General features: G+C 40.6%; 14 protein-coding genes. 7 read left to right on the forward strand and 7 right to left on the reverse strand.

Features of this window, described 5'->3' with window-relative positions; genetic code table 11:
- Positions 1–170: 170 nt before the first annotated feature.
- From mreBH to ACQCT8_RS16295, 6 genes are all read right to left on the reverse strand, one after another.
- The gene (gene mreBH, locus ACQCT8_RS16270; protein ID WP_426872843.1) at positions 171–1,178 is read right to left on the reverse strand and encodes a rod-share determining protein MreBH; all 1,008 of its coding nucleotides are present in this window, start codon (positions 1,176–1,178) and stop codon (positions 171–173) included.
- 652 nt (positions 1,179–1,830) lie between these two features.
- Positions 1,831–3,528 carry a methyl-accepting chemotaxis protein gene (locus ACQCT8_RS16275; protein ID WP_426872845.1) on the reverse strand — a complete coding sequence of 566 codons (1,698 nt, stop codon included), beginning with the start codon at positions 3,526–3,528 and terminating at the stop codon, positions 1,831–1,833.
- A gap of 12 nt (positions 3,529–3,540) precedes the next feature.
- Positions 3,541–4,527, reverse strand: a complete 987-nt coding sequence (locus ACQCT8_RS16280; RefSeq protein ID WP_426872847.1) for a BMP family lipoprotein — start codon at positions 4,525–4,527, stop codon at positions 3,541–3,543.
- Between the two features lie 195 nt (positions 4,528–4,722).
- A complete protein-coding gene (locus tag ACQCT8_RS16285) occupies positions 4,723–5,232 on the reverse strand; it encodes an acyl-CoA thioesterase (RefSeq protein ID WP_426872849.1) in 510 nt (169 codons plus the stop codon).
- Between the two features lie 118 nt (positions 5,233–5,350).
- The gene (locus ACQCT8_RS16290; RefSeq protein ID WP_426872851.1) at positions 5,351–5,479 is read right to left on the reverse strand and encodes a hypothetical protein; all 129 of its coding nucleotides are present in this window, start codon (positions 5,477–5,479) and stop codon (positions 5,351–5,353) included.
- A gap of 239 nt (positions 5,480–5,718) precedes the next feature.
- Entirely contained in the window at positions 5,719–6,951 is a 1,233-nt protein-coding gene (locus ACQCT8_RS16295; protein WP_426872853.1) for an aminopeptidase, read from the reverse strand.
- A 165-nt stretch (positions 6,952–7,116) separates the two neighbouring features.
- Here ACQCT8_RS16295 and motA point away from each other — a divergent pair, with 165 nt between their 5' ends.
- The 7 genes from motA (at position 7,117) to ACQCT8_RS16330 (ending at position 16,998) form a co-directional block, all read left to right on the forward strand.
- Positions 7,117–7,917, forward strand: coding sequence for a flagellar motor stator protein MotA (motA, locus tag ACQCT8_RS16300; RefSeq protein ID WP_278241996.1), 801 nt, complete (start codon positions 7,117–7,119; stop codon positions 7,915–7,917).
- Positions 7,904–8,740, forward strand: coding sequence for a flagellar motor protein MotB (gene motB / locus ACQCT8_RS16305; protein WP_426872855.1), 837 nt, complete (start codon positions 7,904–7,906; stop codon positions 8,738–8,740). The genes motA and motB overlap by 14 nt, the downstream gene beginning before the upstream one ends.
- A gap of 416 nt (positions 8,741–9,156) precedes the next feature.
- Positions 9,157–10,530 (forward strand): alanine/glycine:cation symporter family protein, encoded by a 1,374-nt coding sequence (locus tag ACQCT8_RS16310; protein WP_426872857.1) that lies wholly within the window; start codon positions 9,157–9,159, stop codon positions 10,528–10,530.
- Positions 10,531–10,676: 146 nt separating this feature from the next.
- On the forward strand, positions 10,677–12,821 hold the full coding sequence (locus ACQCT8_RS16315; RefSeq protein WP_426872859.1) for a PAS domain S-box protein: 2,145 nt from the start codon (positions 10,677–10,679) through the stop codon (positions 12,819–12,821).
- A 609-nt stretch (positions 12,822–13,430) separates the two neighbouring features.
- Positions 13,431–14,423, forward strand: coding sequence for a class I SAM-dependent methyltransferase (locus ACQCT8_RS16320; protein ID WP_426872861.1), 993 nt, complete (start codon positions 13,431–13,433; stop codon positions 14,421–14,423).
- A 72-nt stretch (positions 14,424–14,495) separates the two neighbouring features.
- Positions 14,496–15,008 (forward strand): type 1 glutamine amidotransferase domain-containing protein, encoded by a 513-nt coding sequence (locus tag ACQCT8_RS16325; RefSeq protein ID WP_426872863.1) that lies wholly within the window; start codon positions 14,496–14,498, stop codon positions 15,006–15,008.
- A gap of 238 nt (positions 15,009–15,246) precedes the next feature.
- A complete protein-coding gene (locus ACQCT8_RS16330; protein WP_426872865.1) occupies positions 15,247–16,998 on the forward strand; it encodes a methyl-accepting chemotaxis protein in 1,752 nt (583 codons plus the stop codon).
- A gap of 231 nt (positions 16,999–17,229) precedes the next feature.
- Here ACQCT8_RS16330 and ACQCT8_RS16335 read toward each other — a convergent pair whose 3' ends face one another.
- Positions 17,230–17,457 (reverse strand): DUF1128 domain-containing protein, encoded by a 228-nt coding sequence (locus tag ACQCT8_RS16335; protein WP_278242003.1) that lies wholly within the window; start codon positions 17,455–17,457, stop codon positions 17,230–17,232.
- Between the last annotated feature and the right edge of the window lie 14 nt (positions 17,458–17,471).

Below are 17,471 nucleotides of genomic sequence, written 5' to 3' on the forward strand. Positions count from 1 at the left end.
CCGTGTTAATATGTAAACGAAACAACTTATAGTTTAGATCACTTTTTCTAAAAGGAAAAGTGTTTACCCTGAATAAAAAAGAATAAACGCAAAAAACAGCGATTTTCAGAAAGAAAATCGCTGTTTTCTGACTCTTCGCCGCTAATGCGCAAATTAAGGTTCGTTCCTTGTTATCTGGCTATTTTTTGAAGCTTATCAATAACAGATAATGATTTTCCTGTACCAATCGCTACAGACTCAAGCGGATTTGGTGCAATGTGTACGGGAACAACAATTTCCTCGCTTAGCCATTGCTGTACTCCATTTAAAAGGGCTCCGCCTCCGGATAAAATAACTCCGCGGTCTACAATATCTCCGCTAAGTTCGGGAGGGCAGTTTTCCAACGTTGCCCGGATGGCTTCAAGAATGCTTGATAATGACTCCTGAATGGCCTGCTGAACCTCTTTTGACGTTAATGAGATGGTTTTAGGCAGACCCGTCACAAGATCACGTCCCCTGATTTCCATTTCAAGACTTTCATGTTCGATAGGGGCATAGCCGATTTCCATTTTTATTTGCTCAGCAGTTCGTTCGCCTATCAAAAGATTATAGGACTTGCGGATGTATTGAATGATATCTTCATCCATTTTATCGCCTGCAACACGAATTGTATTGCACGATACAACGCCTCCGTACGAAATAATCGCTACTTCTGTGGTTCCGCCGCCGATATCCACAATAACGTTCGCTACAGGTTCTCCCACTGGAAGGTCTGCTCCGATAGCAGCTGCTACAGGCTCTTCAATCAAATGAACAGCTTTTGCACCGCTGTTTTTCACTGCATCATGAATGGCCCTGCGTTCAACAGACGTCGCTCCTGAAGGGGTGCACACCACCACACTTGGTTTGCGCATAGAAAATCCAAGTTTTTTTCCAATCGTTCCCATTATATGTTTCAGCATATCCGTTGTGACATCAAAGTCCGCAATTACCCCGTCTTTTAAAGGACGGACTGCGACAATATTGCCAGGCGTTTTACCAATCATATTTTTGGCGTCAATCCCGACTGCCAGAACCTTTTTGGTGTTAATATCAATTGCTACTACAGAAGGCTCATTCATAATGATGCCTTTATTTTTACTATATACCAGTATATTAGCCGTTCCTAAGTCGATGCCGATTTCAGCGTTTGATAGCATGTATGATTCCTCCGATATTATTGTTATAGTTTATAAGGATTGTAGTTTGTCAAATATAGGCACTTTGCAGCCGCGTTCAGCTCTATTTCTGTCGAATTTAGACAGGGGAGGAAGAAAGATTCATGTTATCTTTTTATCCCTCAGCTGTGGAAATACTTTACTGCTTCTTGGGTAAACGCTGACCTGAGTGCTCTTCCGTGTAGTATAGACTATTTTTAAGGAGAGTTGGAGAGTCGAACGATGGAGAAATTGTATATTACAAAATAGACGAAGTTTTTACAATTGTATAAAAAGAAGTGAAACTCCTATATAAAAGGGGGTGAAGCGTTTTCTTTCTTAAAATAATTCGATCTGCTGTAATAAAATAATAATCGATCTGTAATGAAAAAAACCCGTCATCACAATGAATGACAGGTTCTTAAACGTTAATTTTTGCGGAAGAAGTATAAAACAAACCACTCTGGAACTGTATTATTGCTGACTTTTGGCTGGTATTTTGCCACTAACTGACTTATAAAGCTTTCTTTCATTAAAATAATGACCTTTGAACACTAGAGGGAGAATAGAACGAGTGACCCATCCTCTAAATTGAGCAGACATTTGAACACATATAGGTGGATGGTCTGAAAAATTCTAAAAAGCTGATATAAGCTTATTCGTTCTTTTCATGCGATGTAGTTTCTGTCTCGCTTACATTGGGCAAGGTAAATTGATTGATCTGGAGTTTCATATCTTTACTCATCTCAGATAACACATCAATTTGCTTATTCATTTCTTCAAAAGCTTTTAGCTGTTCATCTGTTGAAGCATAAATTTCTTCAGTTCCGGCAGCGGTTTCCTCAGAGACTGCTGAAATATTTTCAATGGCAATCACCACTTGATTGGATTGCGTGCTGGATTGCTGCATGCTTTCCACGAGAGAACTTAACTGATCATCAATCGCTTTAACCTTTGATGAAATGATCTTAAAAGCAGCTTCTGTTTCATTCATTGATTCAAGCTGCTTAGAAGATAACGTCTGTCCTTCGTCAGCTGCCTCAACTATAGCTGCAATGCCTTTTTGAATGTTTTGCACCATAACTGAAATTTTGTCGGTTGCCTGTGATGAGTCCTCTGCGAGCTTTTTTACTTCATTGGCTACCACAGCAAATCCTTTTCCAGCCTCACCTGCTCTTGCAGCCTCAATCGCTGCATTTAAAGAGAGGAGGTTGGTTTGGTCTGCAATACTGCGGACAAATACAGCTGCCTGCTGAATTTCTCCGGCATACTCCGTAAACTGGTCAATTGCAGTTTTGATTGCTCGTGAGGATTCCGCTACTTTTTGAGCATATTGCTCCTGCATGAGAAGGGACTCGCGCCCGGATTGTACCGAGTGTAAAGCTTCCTTCCCTTTATCAGAAGATTCTCTGCCGATTGCAACACTTTCCTGGAACGTATGATTCATCCCTGTCATTAGCTGCGCTGTGGACTGAACGTCCTCAGAAATAGAGTAACTGCCTTTTGCTAGCTCCTCAGTTGAAGCGGCTACCTGTGAACTGCTTTCCGTCAATCCTGTCATCCGTTCGAAAATATCGCCTGTAAAGCTGTTGACCCGGTCCCCTATTTTTTCGATAGAAGTTACCGTGCCGCGCAAATTTGTGATCATATGATTAAATGACTGGTTTAACTGATCGATTTCAAATTTTGAGGAGCGGCTTGGAGGGAGAGTAATGGTCAAATCTCCTTCGGCTACCCGTTTTGCGTTTTCGACCATTTTGTTTAAAGGTCGAGTTATTCTATTTGAAATCAGTAATGTTACGCCTATAGACAAAAGAATGATGACTGCCATTGAACAAATAGCAAATGTGACGATGAAATTGATTTTCTGTTCGGTTATTTGTACTTTATTGCTGTGCCAATCGTCTGCCAAGCTATCTAGCAAATAAAGGTCATTTGTTATTCCAGCCAATCTGGACGACTGTCTGCTCGTTTCGGATACAGAACCCTGGTCCAGGGCATCACCGGCTTCTTTTATCAGTTCTTCATATTTGCTTTTTATAATTCCAAGCTGATTTTGTAAGTCCTCTGTCGGCAGGATTCCTGCAAGCTGTGTAATGTTTTCCTCTGTAGCCATCAGCTGATTTTGTGTATTCAGCCGATTGCTTTCATTTGGACTGAGGGAAAAATTAGCAAGAGACTGCTGGGAAATAAGCAGTTCACTGTTTAAGGATTCAATTTCCAGAAGAACATTCACGTCTTCCTCAGAAGCTGAATTCACTGAAATCATCTGGTAGACAATCATTGCAATAATGATGGTAGATAGTACAAGAGGGATGAAAGCGAGTAAAAATAAACGGTTGCGCAATGCCATAAGAGAACCCTCCTAGTTCACTTTATCCGGTACTGTTATATCACCGGATATAATTTTTTTTCGAGCATCAATCAGCTTTGCCTGCTGAGTGACCGATAAGTCTGCCAGTCTGATTTCAGCAAGAGTCACGCCGTTTTCTGCAAGTCCCAGTTCATAGTCGGTGATTTCACCTGAATCATTGACCAGGGCTTCCACGAGGTCAAATACAGCAATGTCCACATTTTTCATCATCGATGTCACTACAGCTTTTTCCGCAACGAAAAATTGATCCCCGTCAACACCTGCAGCAAAGACTCCTTCTTCCTGAGCTTTTAATATGGCCCCAATTCCGGTATAGCCGGCAGCAGGATAAAGAAAGTCTGCCTTTTTATCTATCTGCTCAGAAGCCAGCTTCCCGCCCAGTTCAGCGTCGCCGAAATCACCCGCATAATCTGAGATGATCTTAATTTCCGGATCAGCATACAATGCTCCGGCTCTGTACCCTGCTTCAAAACGGTGAATGACGTCAGCGTCCATTCCTCCGATAAAGCCAATCACACCGGTTTTGCTCGTCATGGCCGCAACAACACCAACAAGAAAGCTTGCTTCATGCTCTTTAAAAGTCATCGACATAATATTTTTGACATCAGAAGAACCATCGATTAAGAGAAAGGACTGATCAGGATTTTCCTTTGCCACTTTCTCAAGTGCTTCCTGAACAGAGAATCCAAGACCGATAACCAAATCCATGTCTTCCTCAATTAATTCATTTAATTTTTCTTCATAGTCGCCATCTGGGGCCTCACGGTAATCAAACCGCACTCCCAGTTCATTTCGAGCACGTTCAAGTCCTTTAAATGCGGCATCATTAAAGGAGCCATCTCCAAGACCTGTATCTGAAAGCAAAATTCCGATGGCGGCCTTAAATGAAGTACTTTTTGCCTCCGGCTCGCTCAGCTGACAGCCCGATAGCAATGTCACGAAAAGAGTCAGTGAAAGTGCCCATGTTAATAGTTTCATATGTATCCTCCATTTGCATAAGTATTAAATAAACTAGTAAAACTAAAGTCCTTTATGTAACTAAATCTATTATACTAGTAAAAATTCCCTTAATAAAGAGTTTTATGAGAATAAATACTCATATATTGTAAACTCACTTAATGTATATCGACAAAAAAAACCCAGCCTTTAGGGGCCGGGAAAATAAAGTGAGTACTACAAATGCTTTTTTGAAAAAAATTGTGCAAGCTCCTGACTGTGGAGCTTTCTGGCTTTTCTGTGAGAGGCCCGGTTTTCTGCTGTTTGATTGAGCCATTTCTCTTCTTCCGTTTCAGCGATAATCTGAGGTACTCTAGCCGGTTTCCCGTCCTCTGTCAGAGCCACAAACGTAAGAAAGGAGATCGCAGCCACTGACTCTTCACCTGTCAGAAGTTTTTCAGTAGTCACTCTTACAAACACTTCCATCGAACTTTTGCCTGTGTAGGTAACAAACGCTTCTAAAGTAACTGCATCTCCCACTCGAATGGGCTTTAAAAAGTCTACAGAATCAGTGGAAGCAGTAACAACTGCAGCTCTGGCTAATTTAGTGGCAGCAATTGAAGCTACATTGTCAATATAAGCCATTAGCTTTCCGCCAAATAAAGTTCCATGATGGTTCGTATCGGGAGGGAGAACATGGCTGGTCTGAATCGTTCGCGTGTCGCTCATAAATTTTTGATTTTGCATTGTATATTCTCCTTTTTATGTAATCTGTGGTGACGGATCCTGTTTTATTCCTAAATTGCCAAATTGAACTTATGTAAAGAAGGCTGAAGTAAAAAAACATTGGCGCATGGCCAATGTTTTATGGTTTAGGATCTACTTTTTCCGCATCTTTTGAATTTAAAGGAATTCTTAGAAAATACATTAGGGCGCCGCCTACCAATCCGATAAGAGCTACGAAGCCAATTAAAGTTGCTGTCATCTGAAGCATTACGCACAGCCTCCTCTCAAAATGAATAAGTCTGTTTATGACTTAAGTATAAGGTATGGAGCACCTATTAGTAAAATCTTTTATTAATCCACGACAAACGAATGATCGTTCAGCATCCATAAGTAAAAGACAATGATCAGCATCAGCCCAGTTCGTTGCCTTTACCGAACAAAAATGCTCCTGCCAGCTGGGCTGACAGGAGGGCAGTTCTAGTTTTAGCCGCAGTCAGCGATCAGAAATTAAAATGCCCAATCGCCGTTTTTAAATACAGGTTCAGTAGTACCATCTTCATTAATTCCATCAATATTCATTTGATCTGAGCCGATCATAAAATCAACATGCGTAATGCTGCTGTTAAGGCCGCTGCTGGCCAGTTCCTCTTCATTCATTGTTTTGCCGCCTTCTACACAAAATGCGTAGGCACTGCCGATAGCCAGATGGTTGGACGCATTTTCGTCAAAAAGCGTGTTGTAAAACAAGACATTTGATTGAGAAATTGGTGACTTGTGAGGGACTAAAGCCACTTCGCCCAGACGTTGAGAGCCTTCATCGGTGGCGATTAATTTTTTCAGAATTTGTTCGCCTTCATCTGCTTTTACATCAACAATCCTGCCATTTTCGAAGGTAAGAGTGAATCCGTCTATAATATTGCCACCATAGCTTAAAGGCTTTGTATTCGTAACAGTTCCATTTACGCCATCTTTATGAGGGACAGTAAAAACTTCTTCTGTCGGCATATTTGCCATAAAGGTATGTCCTTTTTCATTTATGCTCCCAGCACCCGCCCAAAGATGCCCTTTTGGCAGCTCAATGGTTAAGTCCGTACCTGGGGCTGTGTAATGAAGCTTTGTATATTTTTTAGCATTCAGGTAAGCTGCTTTTTCGTGAAGCGTTTCATCATGCTTCTTCCATGCTGCCACAGGATCTGGCTGGTCAACACGGACGGCTTTAAAGATAGCGTTCCATAAGGAGCTTACTGCCTCTACCTCTGAATGATCCGGAAACACTTTTTTTGCCCATCCTGCAGACGGAGCGGCTATTACAGTCCAGCTGACTTTATCTGACTGAATGTACTTGCGGTATTGTGAAAGTGCTTTTCCGGCAGCCTGCTGGAAAGAAGAGATCTTTTCAGGATCCACTCCTTTTAAAAGATCAGGACTTGCAGACACAATATTCATAAAAGCAGCACCTTCTTTTGCCATGGATTCACGCTCTATGCGCTTCCATTCTGGAAATTCACTGAACGAATCCTCCGGCGCGAGGTCATACCGCATGCGGTTTACTTCATCATCTGCCCAATCGACAAAAACCTGTCTTGCTCCTGCTTCGTATGCCTTTTTTGTAACAAGTCTAACAAAAGGTGCGTTTTCAATACTTGCTCCAATGTACAGCCACTGGTCCGGCTGAATATTGACGCCTACTTTTACGGCAAGGTCAGCATATTTTTCTAATAATTCCTGATGAGTCATCATTGTAGTCTCCTTTATGTAAATAGATTCACATTTATTTTATCAATTTATTTTAATAAATCAAAAAAAGCCATCTTCTGCTGGAGAAAAAATAAAAATCTAAAGTGCAGTCGATGTTTACCGATATAAAGATAGTAAGCAAGAAATCTGTGAATGTAGGTGAAATGATTGGATAAGTCCACAGTATTTGGAATAATATTCGGATTTTTAGCGATTGGCATCGGTATTGTGCTGAAAGGTGTAGAGCCGAGCGCTCTTTTGAATGGTCCAGCTTTAATGATTATCATTTTAGGAACGGTTGCGTCTGTGACCATTGCATTTCCAATGTCAGAATTAAAGCGTGTCCCAAAGCTTTTTGGCATTCTTTTTAAAGAAAACAAATCAACGGATGTTAAGCAGGTCATCCGGATGTTTGGTGAATGGGCAGAGCTGGCAAGGAAAGAAGGCCTGCTGGCTCTTGAAACAAAGACGGAAGAAATTGAAGATTCTTTTTTAAGAAATGGTCTTGGTTTAGCGATTGACGGTCAAAATGCGGATTATATAAGAGATGTACTGTCAGAAGAAATTGATGCGATGGAAGAACGTCATCTTTCAGGCGCATCAATCTTTACTCAGGCAGGAACGTACGCCCCCACTCTCGGTGTTTTGGGAGCTGTTGTAGGGCTGATTGCTGCACTTGGCGATATGAATGATACAGAGGCACTGGGACATGCGATTTCTGCTGCTTTTATAGCTACTCTGTTAGGGATTTTTACCGGCTATGTTTTATGGCATCCATTTGCCAATAAGCTTAAACGGAAATCAACAAATGAAGTGATGATCAAAAATATGATGATTGAAGGCATTTTATCTGTTTTGGAAGGAGAGGCGCCCAGAGTCATCGAACAAAAGCTTGCATCTTATCTGCCAGCGAAAGAAAGAGAAAAGCTAATGGATGAAAGCGGGGCGGTTGAAAGTGTCGAGGCGTAGAAAAAAGCATAAACATGAAGAGCATGTAGATGAGTCCTGGCTGCTGCCCTATGCGGATCTGTTAACGTTGCTTTTAGCGCTGTTTATTGTGTTATTTGCAAGCAGCAGTGTGAATGAAGCTAAATTCCAGCAGATGTCACAGGTTTTCAATGATATTTTTACAGGTGGAGAAAATGTACTGGATTATGCCAGCCTGATCGAAGAAAACGACCAGGAAGACCAAATTGACCCTGTTGAGGGCGCTAATGAAACGGATACGGAGTTAACGGAAGCAGAGCAAACGGTTCAGGAAATTCTGGATGGACAGGCAGATAGGGATTCAGCTATTGCGAGAGACCAGGAAGAACTAAAGGAAATTCAGCGTGCCATCGATGAATACATCTCGAAAAACAATTTGAGTGACCAATTTGCCACACAGCTGACAGATGAAGGGCTTTTGCTGACGATCCGGGATAATGTCCTGTTCGCTTCAGGGTCAGCAACGGTTCAGGCTTCATACAGCGGCGCAGCAGAAGAAGTTGCACAGCTTCTTGAATTTGACCCGCCGAGGAACGTAATTATATCCGGACATACGGATAATGTACCGATTGGAAGTGCAGATTTCAGTTCTAACTGGGAATTAAGCGTAATGAGAGCAGTTAATTTTATGAAGCTGGTGATCGATAATCCGAACCTCGATCCGCAATGGTTCAGCGCAAAAGGGTTTGGAGAATACCAGCCAATCGCATCCAATGATTCTGAATCAGGCAGAGCACAAAACAGAAGAGTGGAAATTTTAATTTTGCCAAGAATATCTAGTGATGCAGTTAGTAGTGGGAATTAACAAACAGCATTAATTAGATCTTAGATTCGAATGTATCATAGACATAACTAAGAAAAGTTTAAAAGTAAGCAATATCTGTCATTTGTATGAGATGAACAGAGGGGAAGCTGATCCCACCGAAGTCGTCCACTTAATACGCTGTGAACCGGATATAGAGCCTGAGACCCCAATGTCTCAGGCTTATTTTGTATTTCCTCGGAGAAGGAAAGGAAAATACAAACTAAATGATAAGAATGAAGCGAGACACCAGAAATGAGTCTGTCATTTACCAGCCATTTCTACCTTGTTTAATGAAAAGCTATTTTCCTATTATGTGACAAAAAATATCAATTTTCTTGTTTAGTTTGGTTTAAGCAGGGAAAACCAATTATTAGTTAAGTTTACATAAACTATTCACTTAAAAGGGGGAGAAGTATTTGGAAGGTTTTTTAGAAGGAGTGGCTACTTTTTCAGAGCAGCTTTGGGGGTATCCATTAATCGCTATTTTACTATTTTCGGGAATCTTCATGACTGTAAAACTTGGTTTTATTCAGTTTCGCTATCCTATTTATATTTTTAAGCAAACATTCGGAAGTATTTTTAAGAAGCCAAAAGGCGAAGGGACGGTTACGCCATTTCAGGCTCTGACCTCGGCATTATCCTCAACGGTCGGTGCTGCAAACATAGTCGGAGTACCAGCTGCCATTATGTTTGGTGGACCTGGAGCAGTCTTTTGGATGTGGGTTATCGCTTTAATTGGTATGTCACTTAAATTTTCAGAAAGCGCATTGGCCGTTCATTATCGCGAAAAAAATGAGAAAGGTGAATTTGTTGGCGGTCCTATGTACTATATGACAAAAGGTCTTGGAATGAAGTGGCTTGGTATCTGGTTCTCCTTTGCTCTGATGCTTGAATTGATTCCAAGTATCATGGTACAGGGGAATTCTTTATCAAGCACAGTAGAGGAATCCTTTAATATTCCTGCTCTTTGGACAGGAATTGCAGTGGCCGTAATTGTAGGAATTATTGTGTTTGGCGGGATAAAAAGAATTGGCCAAGTCACACAGGTTTTTATTCCGTTTATGGCACTCGTTTATGTAGGGGGAGCCGTTGTTATTTTGTTTATGAATTTAGAAATGCTTCCTGAATTTTTTAACTTGATTTTCTCTAATGCATTTTCTCCAGCACCTGTAGTTGGCGGATTTGCCGGTGCAGCAATTGTTGACGTCATACGCTGGGGGTTTGCGCGTGGTTTGTACTCCAATGAAGCAGGTCTGGGTACAGCGCCAATGGCACATGCAGCTGCTCAAACGGACCATCCTGTACGCCAGGCCTTCTGGTCAATCGGAGGAATCGTGATTGATACTCTCGTCATTTGTACAGCCACTGCTTTTGTTGTCTTATCTTCCGGAGTGTGGACAGGTGAAAACGCGATGGAAAACAGCAGTGCACTTACGACAATTGCTTTTGAAAGCTATTTTGGCACTTTTGGAAGCATCCTTGTAACGGTTTCCTTAATATTCTTTGTACTTTCTACGATTTTGGTTATTATCTTTTATGGAGCAAAGCAGGCAGAGTTCCTGTTCGGCTTAAAAGCTTCCTACGCGATTCAGTTTGTTTATTTGGCAGCCATTATCTTAGGGGCAGTTGGAGCTGCAGAAGTGATCTGGGGCTTCCTGGACATCATGCTTGCTGCGATTTTAATACCAAACTTAATCGCAATTCTGCTGTTGAGCAATAAAGTAAAGGAACTCAAACATGAATTTTTCACCTCAGATAAGTATTATTTGGAAGACATTAAGAAAAAATAAAATGAAAAGCGCAAGGCCTGTAAAACCGGTCTTGTGCTTTTTTGTTTAGGATAATATAAACACTGCTTAAAACACCTTAAAATCTTTCATTTATACTATAAAATTGATAAAATTAGATCAACAATATATAGAGAGAGGGAATGTATATGGAGCATATCCCGCAAAAAAACAAATTTTTTAAAAAGCAGAATGAAAAACCGGTGGCCATTGTAGATGAGAGGCTGCAAGTAGTCGGTATGAACGACTCATTCACCGTGTTATTTGGTATAAATAAGACGAGTTCTTCCATTCATCTGACTGATTTTGATTCTTTTCGAAATATAGATTTACTCTCTTGTATAACAAATGCATTCAAGGAAAATCAGGAAATCATATCTGAACTGACACTTCGCTCAAAGTCAGGTGAAAAAGGAATGAAAATTACAGTCACTCCTTCAGATTATGGTGCAGAAAAGATTAGACTGATTCAAATCACCTTTGAAGACTGTGCTGACCAGGGGGTAAACAGATCTTCTGTAAATATTTATATAGAAGATAAAGAAGTTCCATCCATTTCACATTCAGTATTTTTATTGAAATTAAAAAAAGATAAAAACGATTTTGTGATCAAACTCGGAACGGGAAGCTTATTTGAAAAATTGAATATGAATCCTCTTGAATTGAAAAATCAAAGGTTGCATTCCGTCTTTCCAGAAAAGGAGCTTGAGGACTATGTACCTCTTTGCCACCGGGTTTGGGACCAGCAGATTGAAGCTACGTATGAAGGGACGATCTGCGGACTTGAATTTATTGCTTCTGTAATTCCTGCAGTAGAAGAGGGGGTCACCACAGAAATTATTTGTCTCGTGACAGACATTACAGATATGAAAAATACACAAAGGGAATTGGAACGAAATAAGCAAAAATATCAGTCTTTAATGTACGATCATATAGATAATATTTTCCTTATTGATCGTGATTTTATTGTAAGAGAAATTAATTCTGCTGCTGAAAAAAGGATGAAAATTACGGATGATACACTGGTAGGCAAGGACTATCGTGACTTTGTAAGAGCTGACAGGTATGAATTTACGAAAGAATATCTGCAAAAAGCGCTTGCGGGAGAAGCGCAGTCCTACAACACAATCATCCGTAATCATGACGAAAGTGAAAGTCATATCAGCTGTACATTAGTGCCGATTGTCATCGATGGAAAAATAGAGGGAGCGTTTGGGGTCGGCAGAGATATTACCGAAATTGTAAAAATGGATCAAAAGCTAAAGGAAACAGCGTATTTGCTCGAAGCTTATTTTAATCATACGAATGATGGAGCTTCTTTACTTTCGGAAAGTGGATTATTTCTTGCGATGAACCACAAGTTCGAATCTATATTCGGGCTGAAAAAAGAAGAGTTTATCGGCCGAAGCATCCAGGAACTGTTCCACGAAGATCTGTCTCCTGAAGACAAAGAAAAAATCAACAATGCATTAAATGGGGACGATCTTGAGTATCTTGAAACCACATTTCGAAAAAAAGACGGAAAAGCCTGTACGGTTTCACTCCATATATCTTCGATCCGCTCTAAAAAAGGAATAGTTATTGGAATAGCTGTTATTGTTCAGGATCTGTCCACTTTAAAAACAACAGAGGATTTGCTGAAAAAATCGGAACAACTGGCCCTTGTCGGTCAGCTTGCAGCAGGGGTGGCGCATGAAATCCGAAATCCACTAACTACTTTAAAAGGGTTTCTTCAGCTTTTGGGAGAAGAGCAGAATGCTTCTATTTATATAGAGCTTCTTCAAAATGAACTGAACCGCATTGAGTATGTGACAGGGGAGCTGTTGACTCTCGCGAAGCCCCAGGCCATTACTTCTAAAATAAATTCATTGAAAACGATTATGATGCAATCAGTCGAATTTATAAAAATTGAAGCGCTAAAAAATAATGTCAAAATTGATGTCACAATGGAAGAGGTAGCCTGTAACTGCGAATCGCATAAAATTAAGCAGGTTTTTCTTAACTTATTCATGAACGCAATTGAAGCGATGCCCGCTGGCGGTACACTAACTGTTCATCTTGAGAAAGAGAGTAAAAAAGCAATAGTGACAATCCAGGACACGGGCAACGGTATTGATGAAGAGCGGCTGAAAAAGCTTGGAGAGCCCTTCTACAGCACGAAAGAAAAAGGAACAGGACTGGGTTTAATGATTTGCAGAAAAATTATAGAAATTCATAAGGGTTCGCTCACAGTCGAAAGCAAGCTGAATGAAGGAACAACTGTAAGGCTTACTTTGCCCCTTATGAGTTCGTGAAAGATTTTATAATTTTAGATGATAGAACTTCGTAAACAAGTAAAAGAGATGAGAGCCTGGGACAAATACGTCTCAGGCTTTTTGACTGGTTCGCTGCGCTTCAGGGGTACGCTTTTCCGCATGAATGAAGACTGGAGCCATTTCAGCGCTCTGCCCTGTTAATTCTCAGCTCGCCGTTATACCACGCCAGGGAGCCGACACCTTTTACTCTGCTAACCTCATCTATTAACAAATACTAAGTTTTGTCCCAACTTCTTCTTGACCGGTTCCACTTTCCACATATAAATGTCATATACTTCTTTAAATTTTTATTTATCTCCCAGCCTTGTTTACCGTCCATCAACTTCTCAGCTGGTTAGAAATAGATTTACATAGCTCAGATTAGACTATTTTTTACATTCAGCTATAAAAAAACACATTTATTTGTTTTCTTTTTCATCAGAAAGGATACACAAAGGAGTATAAGTAGTGGAGACAATAAAGGGACAAGTGATAAATAGATTTTATACGAAATCATGTCCCAATGAAATCACCGTACATATTTTTTTACAGGACATGGGGTTAGAGAGAAAAATAAAAAGAGATTTCCTTTGAAAGGGGAAGACAAGGATGATAAAAGATTTGCAGAATATGTGGAAAGCAAGAATATGGATGAAAACCAACGTTCCGTTCTTATACAGCTGGCATGCTTATGTCGGCTTTGATTTAGATTTGTTTGAGGCATTTAAGCGTCCGGTGAGAGTGGAGGATGTATCGGATGCATATGATCTTGAGCCGGAGCTTCTTGAGCAATGGGTAGAGGTCGGAGTTGCCCTAAAGCATTTAAAAAAAGATGAAAAAGGCAGAGTAAGTGTCAAAAAATCCTGGAAGCTTCCGCGAGGCAAAGAGAACAATCCTTCTTCCGGTGATTTGTTGAAAGAAATGATGGAGCTTCATATTCCATCGCTTCTTTCCTATCCGGAACTGATGAGAGAAAAAAAACGCAATCATTTTGATTCGGAACAGCACGCACCTACTGTGGCAAAAACGTCAACACTGCTGGAGCTGCTCGCCTTCCATCTAATAGACCGGAATGTAAAAAAACACAATGTAACGTCCATATTGGACATTGGGTGTGGAGAGGCTGGATATTTGATCCGTCTAGCTAAGAAATATCCTGATCTAAACCTCAAAGGGGTTGAAATCAGTAAAGAAGTTGCGGATAGTGCCAAGGAAGCTTCCGGCCCATATGAAAATATAGAAATCATTCATTCCGATATCGAGGAATATGAACCAGAAGAGCCGCTGGATTACGTAATGGTGAATAATTTACTGCACTATATTAATCCTGAAGAGAGGCAGGCATTCTTTGAACGTTTATCCGAAATTATTAAGGAAAATGGGATTGCGACCATTATATCTCCTTTGCAAAAAGCGAAGCATGGCAAGCAGTTCTCAAGCGCATTTAATAGTTTCTTTTTAACCTTCGACAACCTATATCCAATTCCTTCTGAGGATGAACTGCGTGAGATCACTCAAAAGGCAGGCTTTAAAATGGATAAGCCCTCTGCAATTATCAGAGAAGGCGGATGGTTTATCGTGAAAATTCAAAAGGAAAGCTGATCGATGTTTATTTTCCTCTGATGGTGGAAAATAACTTATATGAATGAATTAATTTAGAAGGAGATGTTTTCATTGGCTAAAATTGCAACAGTTTTAACAAGCTATTTTGAAGATGTGGAGTTTACAGATCCTGCTCAATCTTTTAAGGAAGCTGGTCATGAAGTCGTAACTATTGAAAAAGAAGCAGGCAGTCAGGTAACAGGCAAACAGGGTGAAGCTACTGTGACGATTGATAAGTCAATCGATGATGTCTCTCCTCAGGACTTCGATGCACTTTTTATTCCCGGCGGCTTTTCACCGGATCTGCTGCGCGGAGATGAGAGGTTTGTAGCTTTCGCAAAATCGTTTATGGATGATAAAAAACCTGTATTTTCAATATGCCATGGTCCACAGCTTTTAATCACAGCTAAATCTCTTGAAGGACGTACAGCTACTGGATTTACTTCGATTAAAGTGGATATGGAGTATGCAGGTGCCACATATAAGGATGAAGAAGTTGTTGTTTGTGGGAATCAGCTCGTGACAAGCCGTACACCTGATGACATACCGGCCTTTACAAGAGAAGCTTTAAAATTACTTGCGTAACGATTAATAGAGAATAGCTTAGCCGCCTCAGTCTTCCTGTAAAAGGAAGACGAGGCGTTTTTTTGTGTGTACGATTGTAATTTCTACAGGTTATGAAAAGGTTTCTGACTGACGATTCTTTTTACAATATTAAACTTGATCATTTATCTTATTTTCTCTATTTACAATAAATAGTTTAGGTCGATATACTTAACAGGGGAATAGTTCTTTTGTTTTATACATATGGGGGAGGATGAAAATGAAAAAATTAAAGTGGAAACTGCTTGTTTATTTTCTGGGGGTCATTTTATTAATAATAGGGTTATCCGGTTTTACTATTTTTGAAATCAAAGAAATGAATGCGCATACAAAAGAACTGGTAGATAGTGATATGGCTATGATGACTCTCGATCAGGAAAAGAAATATAATATTTCACAGCAAATCGCTTTAACTAGAGGATATGTTTTATATGGTGAGGAAGATTATAAAGAAAGATTTTTAGCGCTTTCAGAACAAAATGATCAAATTTCTGAGCAGCTTCTTAAATTTAATGCCGGGAGTGATGTCAGTTCGGTTCTGACGATAGCAAGAGTCTGGCAGGACAATGTAGAACAACGGGTGTTCAGTATGTATGACAGTGGAAGAGAAGAAGAAGCCAGAGTGCTTTTCCGTTCCAATTATGAACCCACTGCTAGATCATTAATGGATAGTTTAGCGACTCTCTCTGAGGAAAAACAGACGAAAATGGATCTTGCTATTTTGGAAAATGAAGCACAGGCAGAAAGCATGATGTTGACCATTGGTATTGTTACGCTAATTGTATTAGCAGCTTCCATTGCCTTAAGTATGCTGGCAGCTCATCGAATTATTAAACCCATTCGAATGGTCACTTTAAGAATGAAAACGATTGCGCAGGGACAGCTTCCTGCCGAATCGCTCATGCTGAACAGCAAAGATGAGCTCGGCACTTTAGTCCACACTGTAAATGATATGAATGCACAGCTTCGACATTTGGTAACAGATATACATTTGGTTTCATCAACCGTTTTATCACGGGGGAGAATGCTTTCTGCCCATGCACGTGAGGTTAGAGAGGGCAGCAGTCAAATTGCCGGCACAATGATCGAGCTTGCTGATGGGGCTGGTGTTCAAGCTGAATCTTCCAGTTCTCTAAGCCATAAAATCACTGCTTTTTCTGACGAAATCTCATCCTTTGCTTCGCTGGGGGAGCAAGCCCGGGATACAGCAGAGAAAACGCTGGTGCTTACGCAAGAGGGGTCAGCTAATATGATCGAAACCATTCAAAACGTACAGAATATTAATCGTAACTTTAAGGATGCAATGAACCGGGTGGAAGGGCTTGACAGTCAGACTGAAAACATTAGCGATCTCGTGCAGGTGATCCAGCAGATTGCAGACCAGACGAATTTACTCGCTTTAAATGCAGCGATAGAAGCAGCGCGTGCCGGAGAGCATGGCAGGGGCTTTGCAGTAGTTGCAGATGAAGTACGAAAACTGGCAGAGCAAGTATCATCGTCCATCTCAGGCATCACATCGAATATCTCCACGATCCAGGCAGAGTCAAAAGAGGTAGTGGAAGTGCTAAAAAATGGATATGGTCTGGTTGAAAAAGGTACGGAACAAATGGAGAAAACAAATCGATCCTTCTCAAGTATTGATGATCACGTCAAACGGGTATCAGGAGAAATTAAATTAGTGTCAAATTCCCTCTATGATGTCGTTAAGAGAACAAATGAAATTAATCAGGATATTGAACAAATTGCAGCGGTCTCTGAAGAAGCTGCGGCAGGGATTGAAGAAACCTCAGCAAGCGCAGAAGACGCTTATGCTGCCATGCAGCAAGTATTTGAAACAGCGCAGGATCTTGAGCAGGATGTTGAGCAATTGAATGTTCATTTATCACACTTTAATGTAGAGCAGGAAACACACATGCGTGAAGCTGAAGAGCAACCATCCATGAGCGAAAACGGGGTTGATAAAGCTTCATAGAAAAAGAGCTTGGGACAAAAGTGTCTCAAGCTCTGCGATCGGTTCACTACGCTTCAGGCGGTCGCTTGGAACGGCTCTGAGACTTTCAGGGTGTTGCCCTGTAAAGTCTCAGCTTGCCGTCATCAGCAGGAGTCGCCACCTTCCGCTCCGTTGACCTCATATTATTACATATTTTTTGCCTCATTATATTACTATTATCAGTTATGACAAGGCCCTTTTACAAATAAATTACTATTGATTTTTACGCAAATTGCCCAGTTCTTCAGCAATTGCCTGCATTTCGCTTGGACTGAAATTATCCCGTTTCATAACCATTGTGTAAAGGTCATGCAGTTCTTCATACATTTCTTCATCAAAATGTGTCGCTTTAATCGCGCCTGCATTCACAATTCTCAGGCGATCTTTAATTTGGTCAATCATATATTCAGCGTTTTCAGTAGATTTTACAGATAAGTTCATCTAGTCGTCAGTCC

The organism is Jeotgalibacillus proteolyticus (assembly GCF_050107735.1).
In the GTDB taxonomy this organism is placed as follows: Bacteria; Bacillota; Bacilli; order Bacillales; family Jeotgalibacillaceae; genus Jeotgalibacillus; species Jeotgalibacillus proteolyticus_A.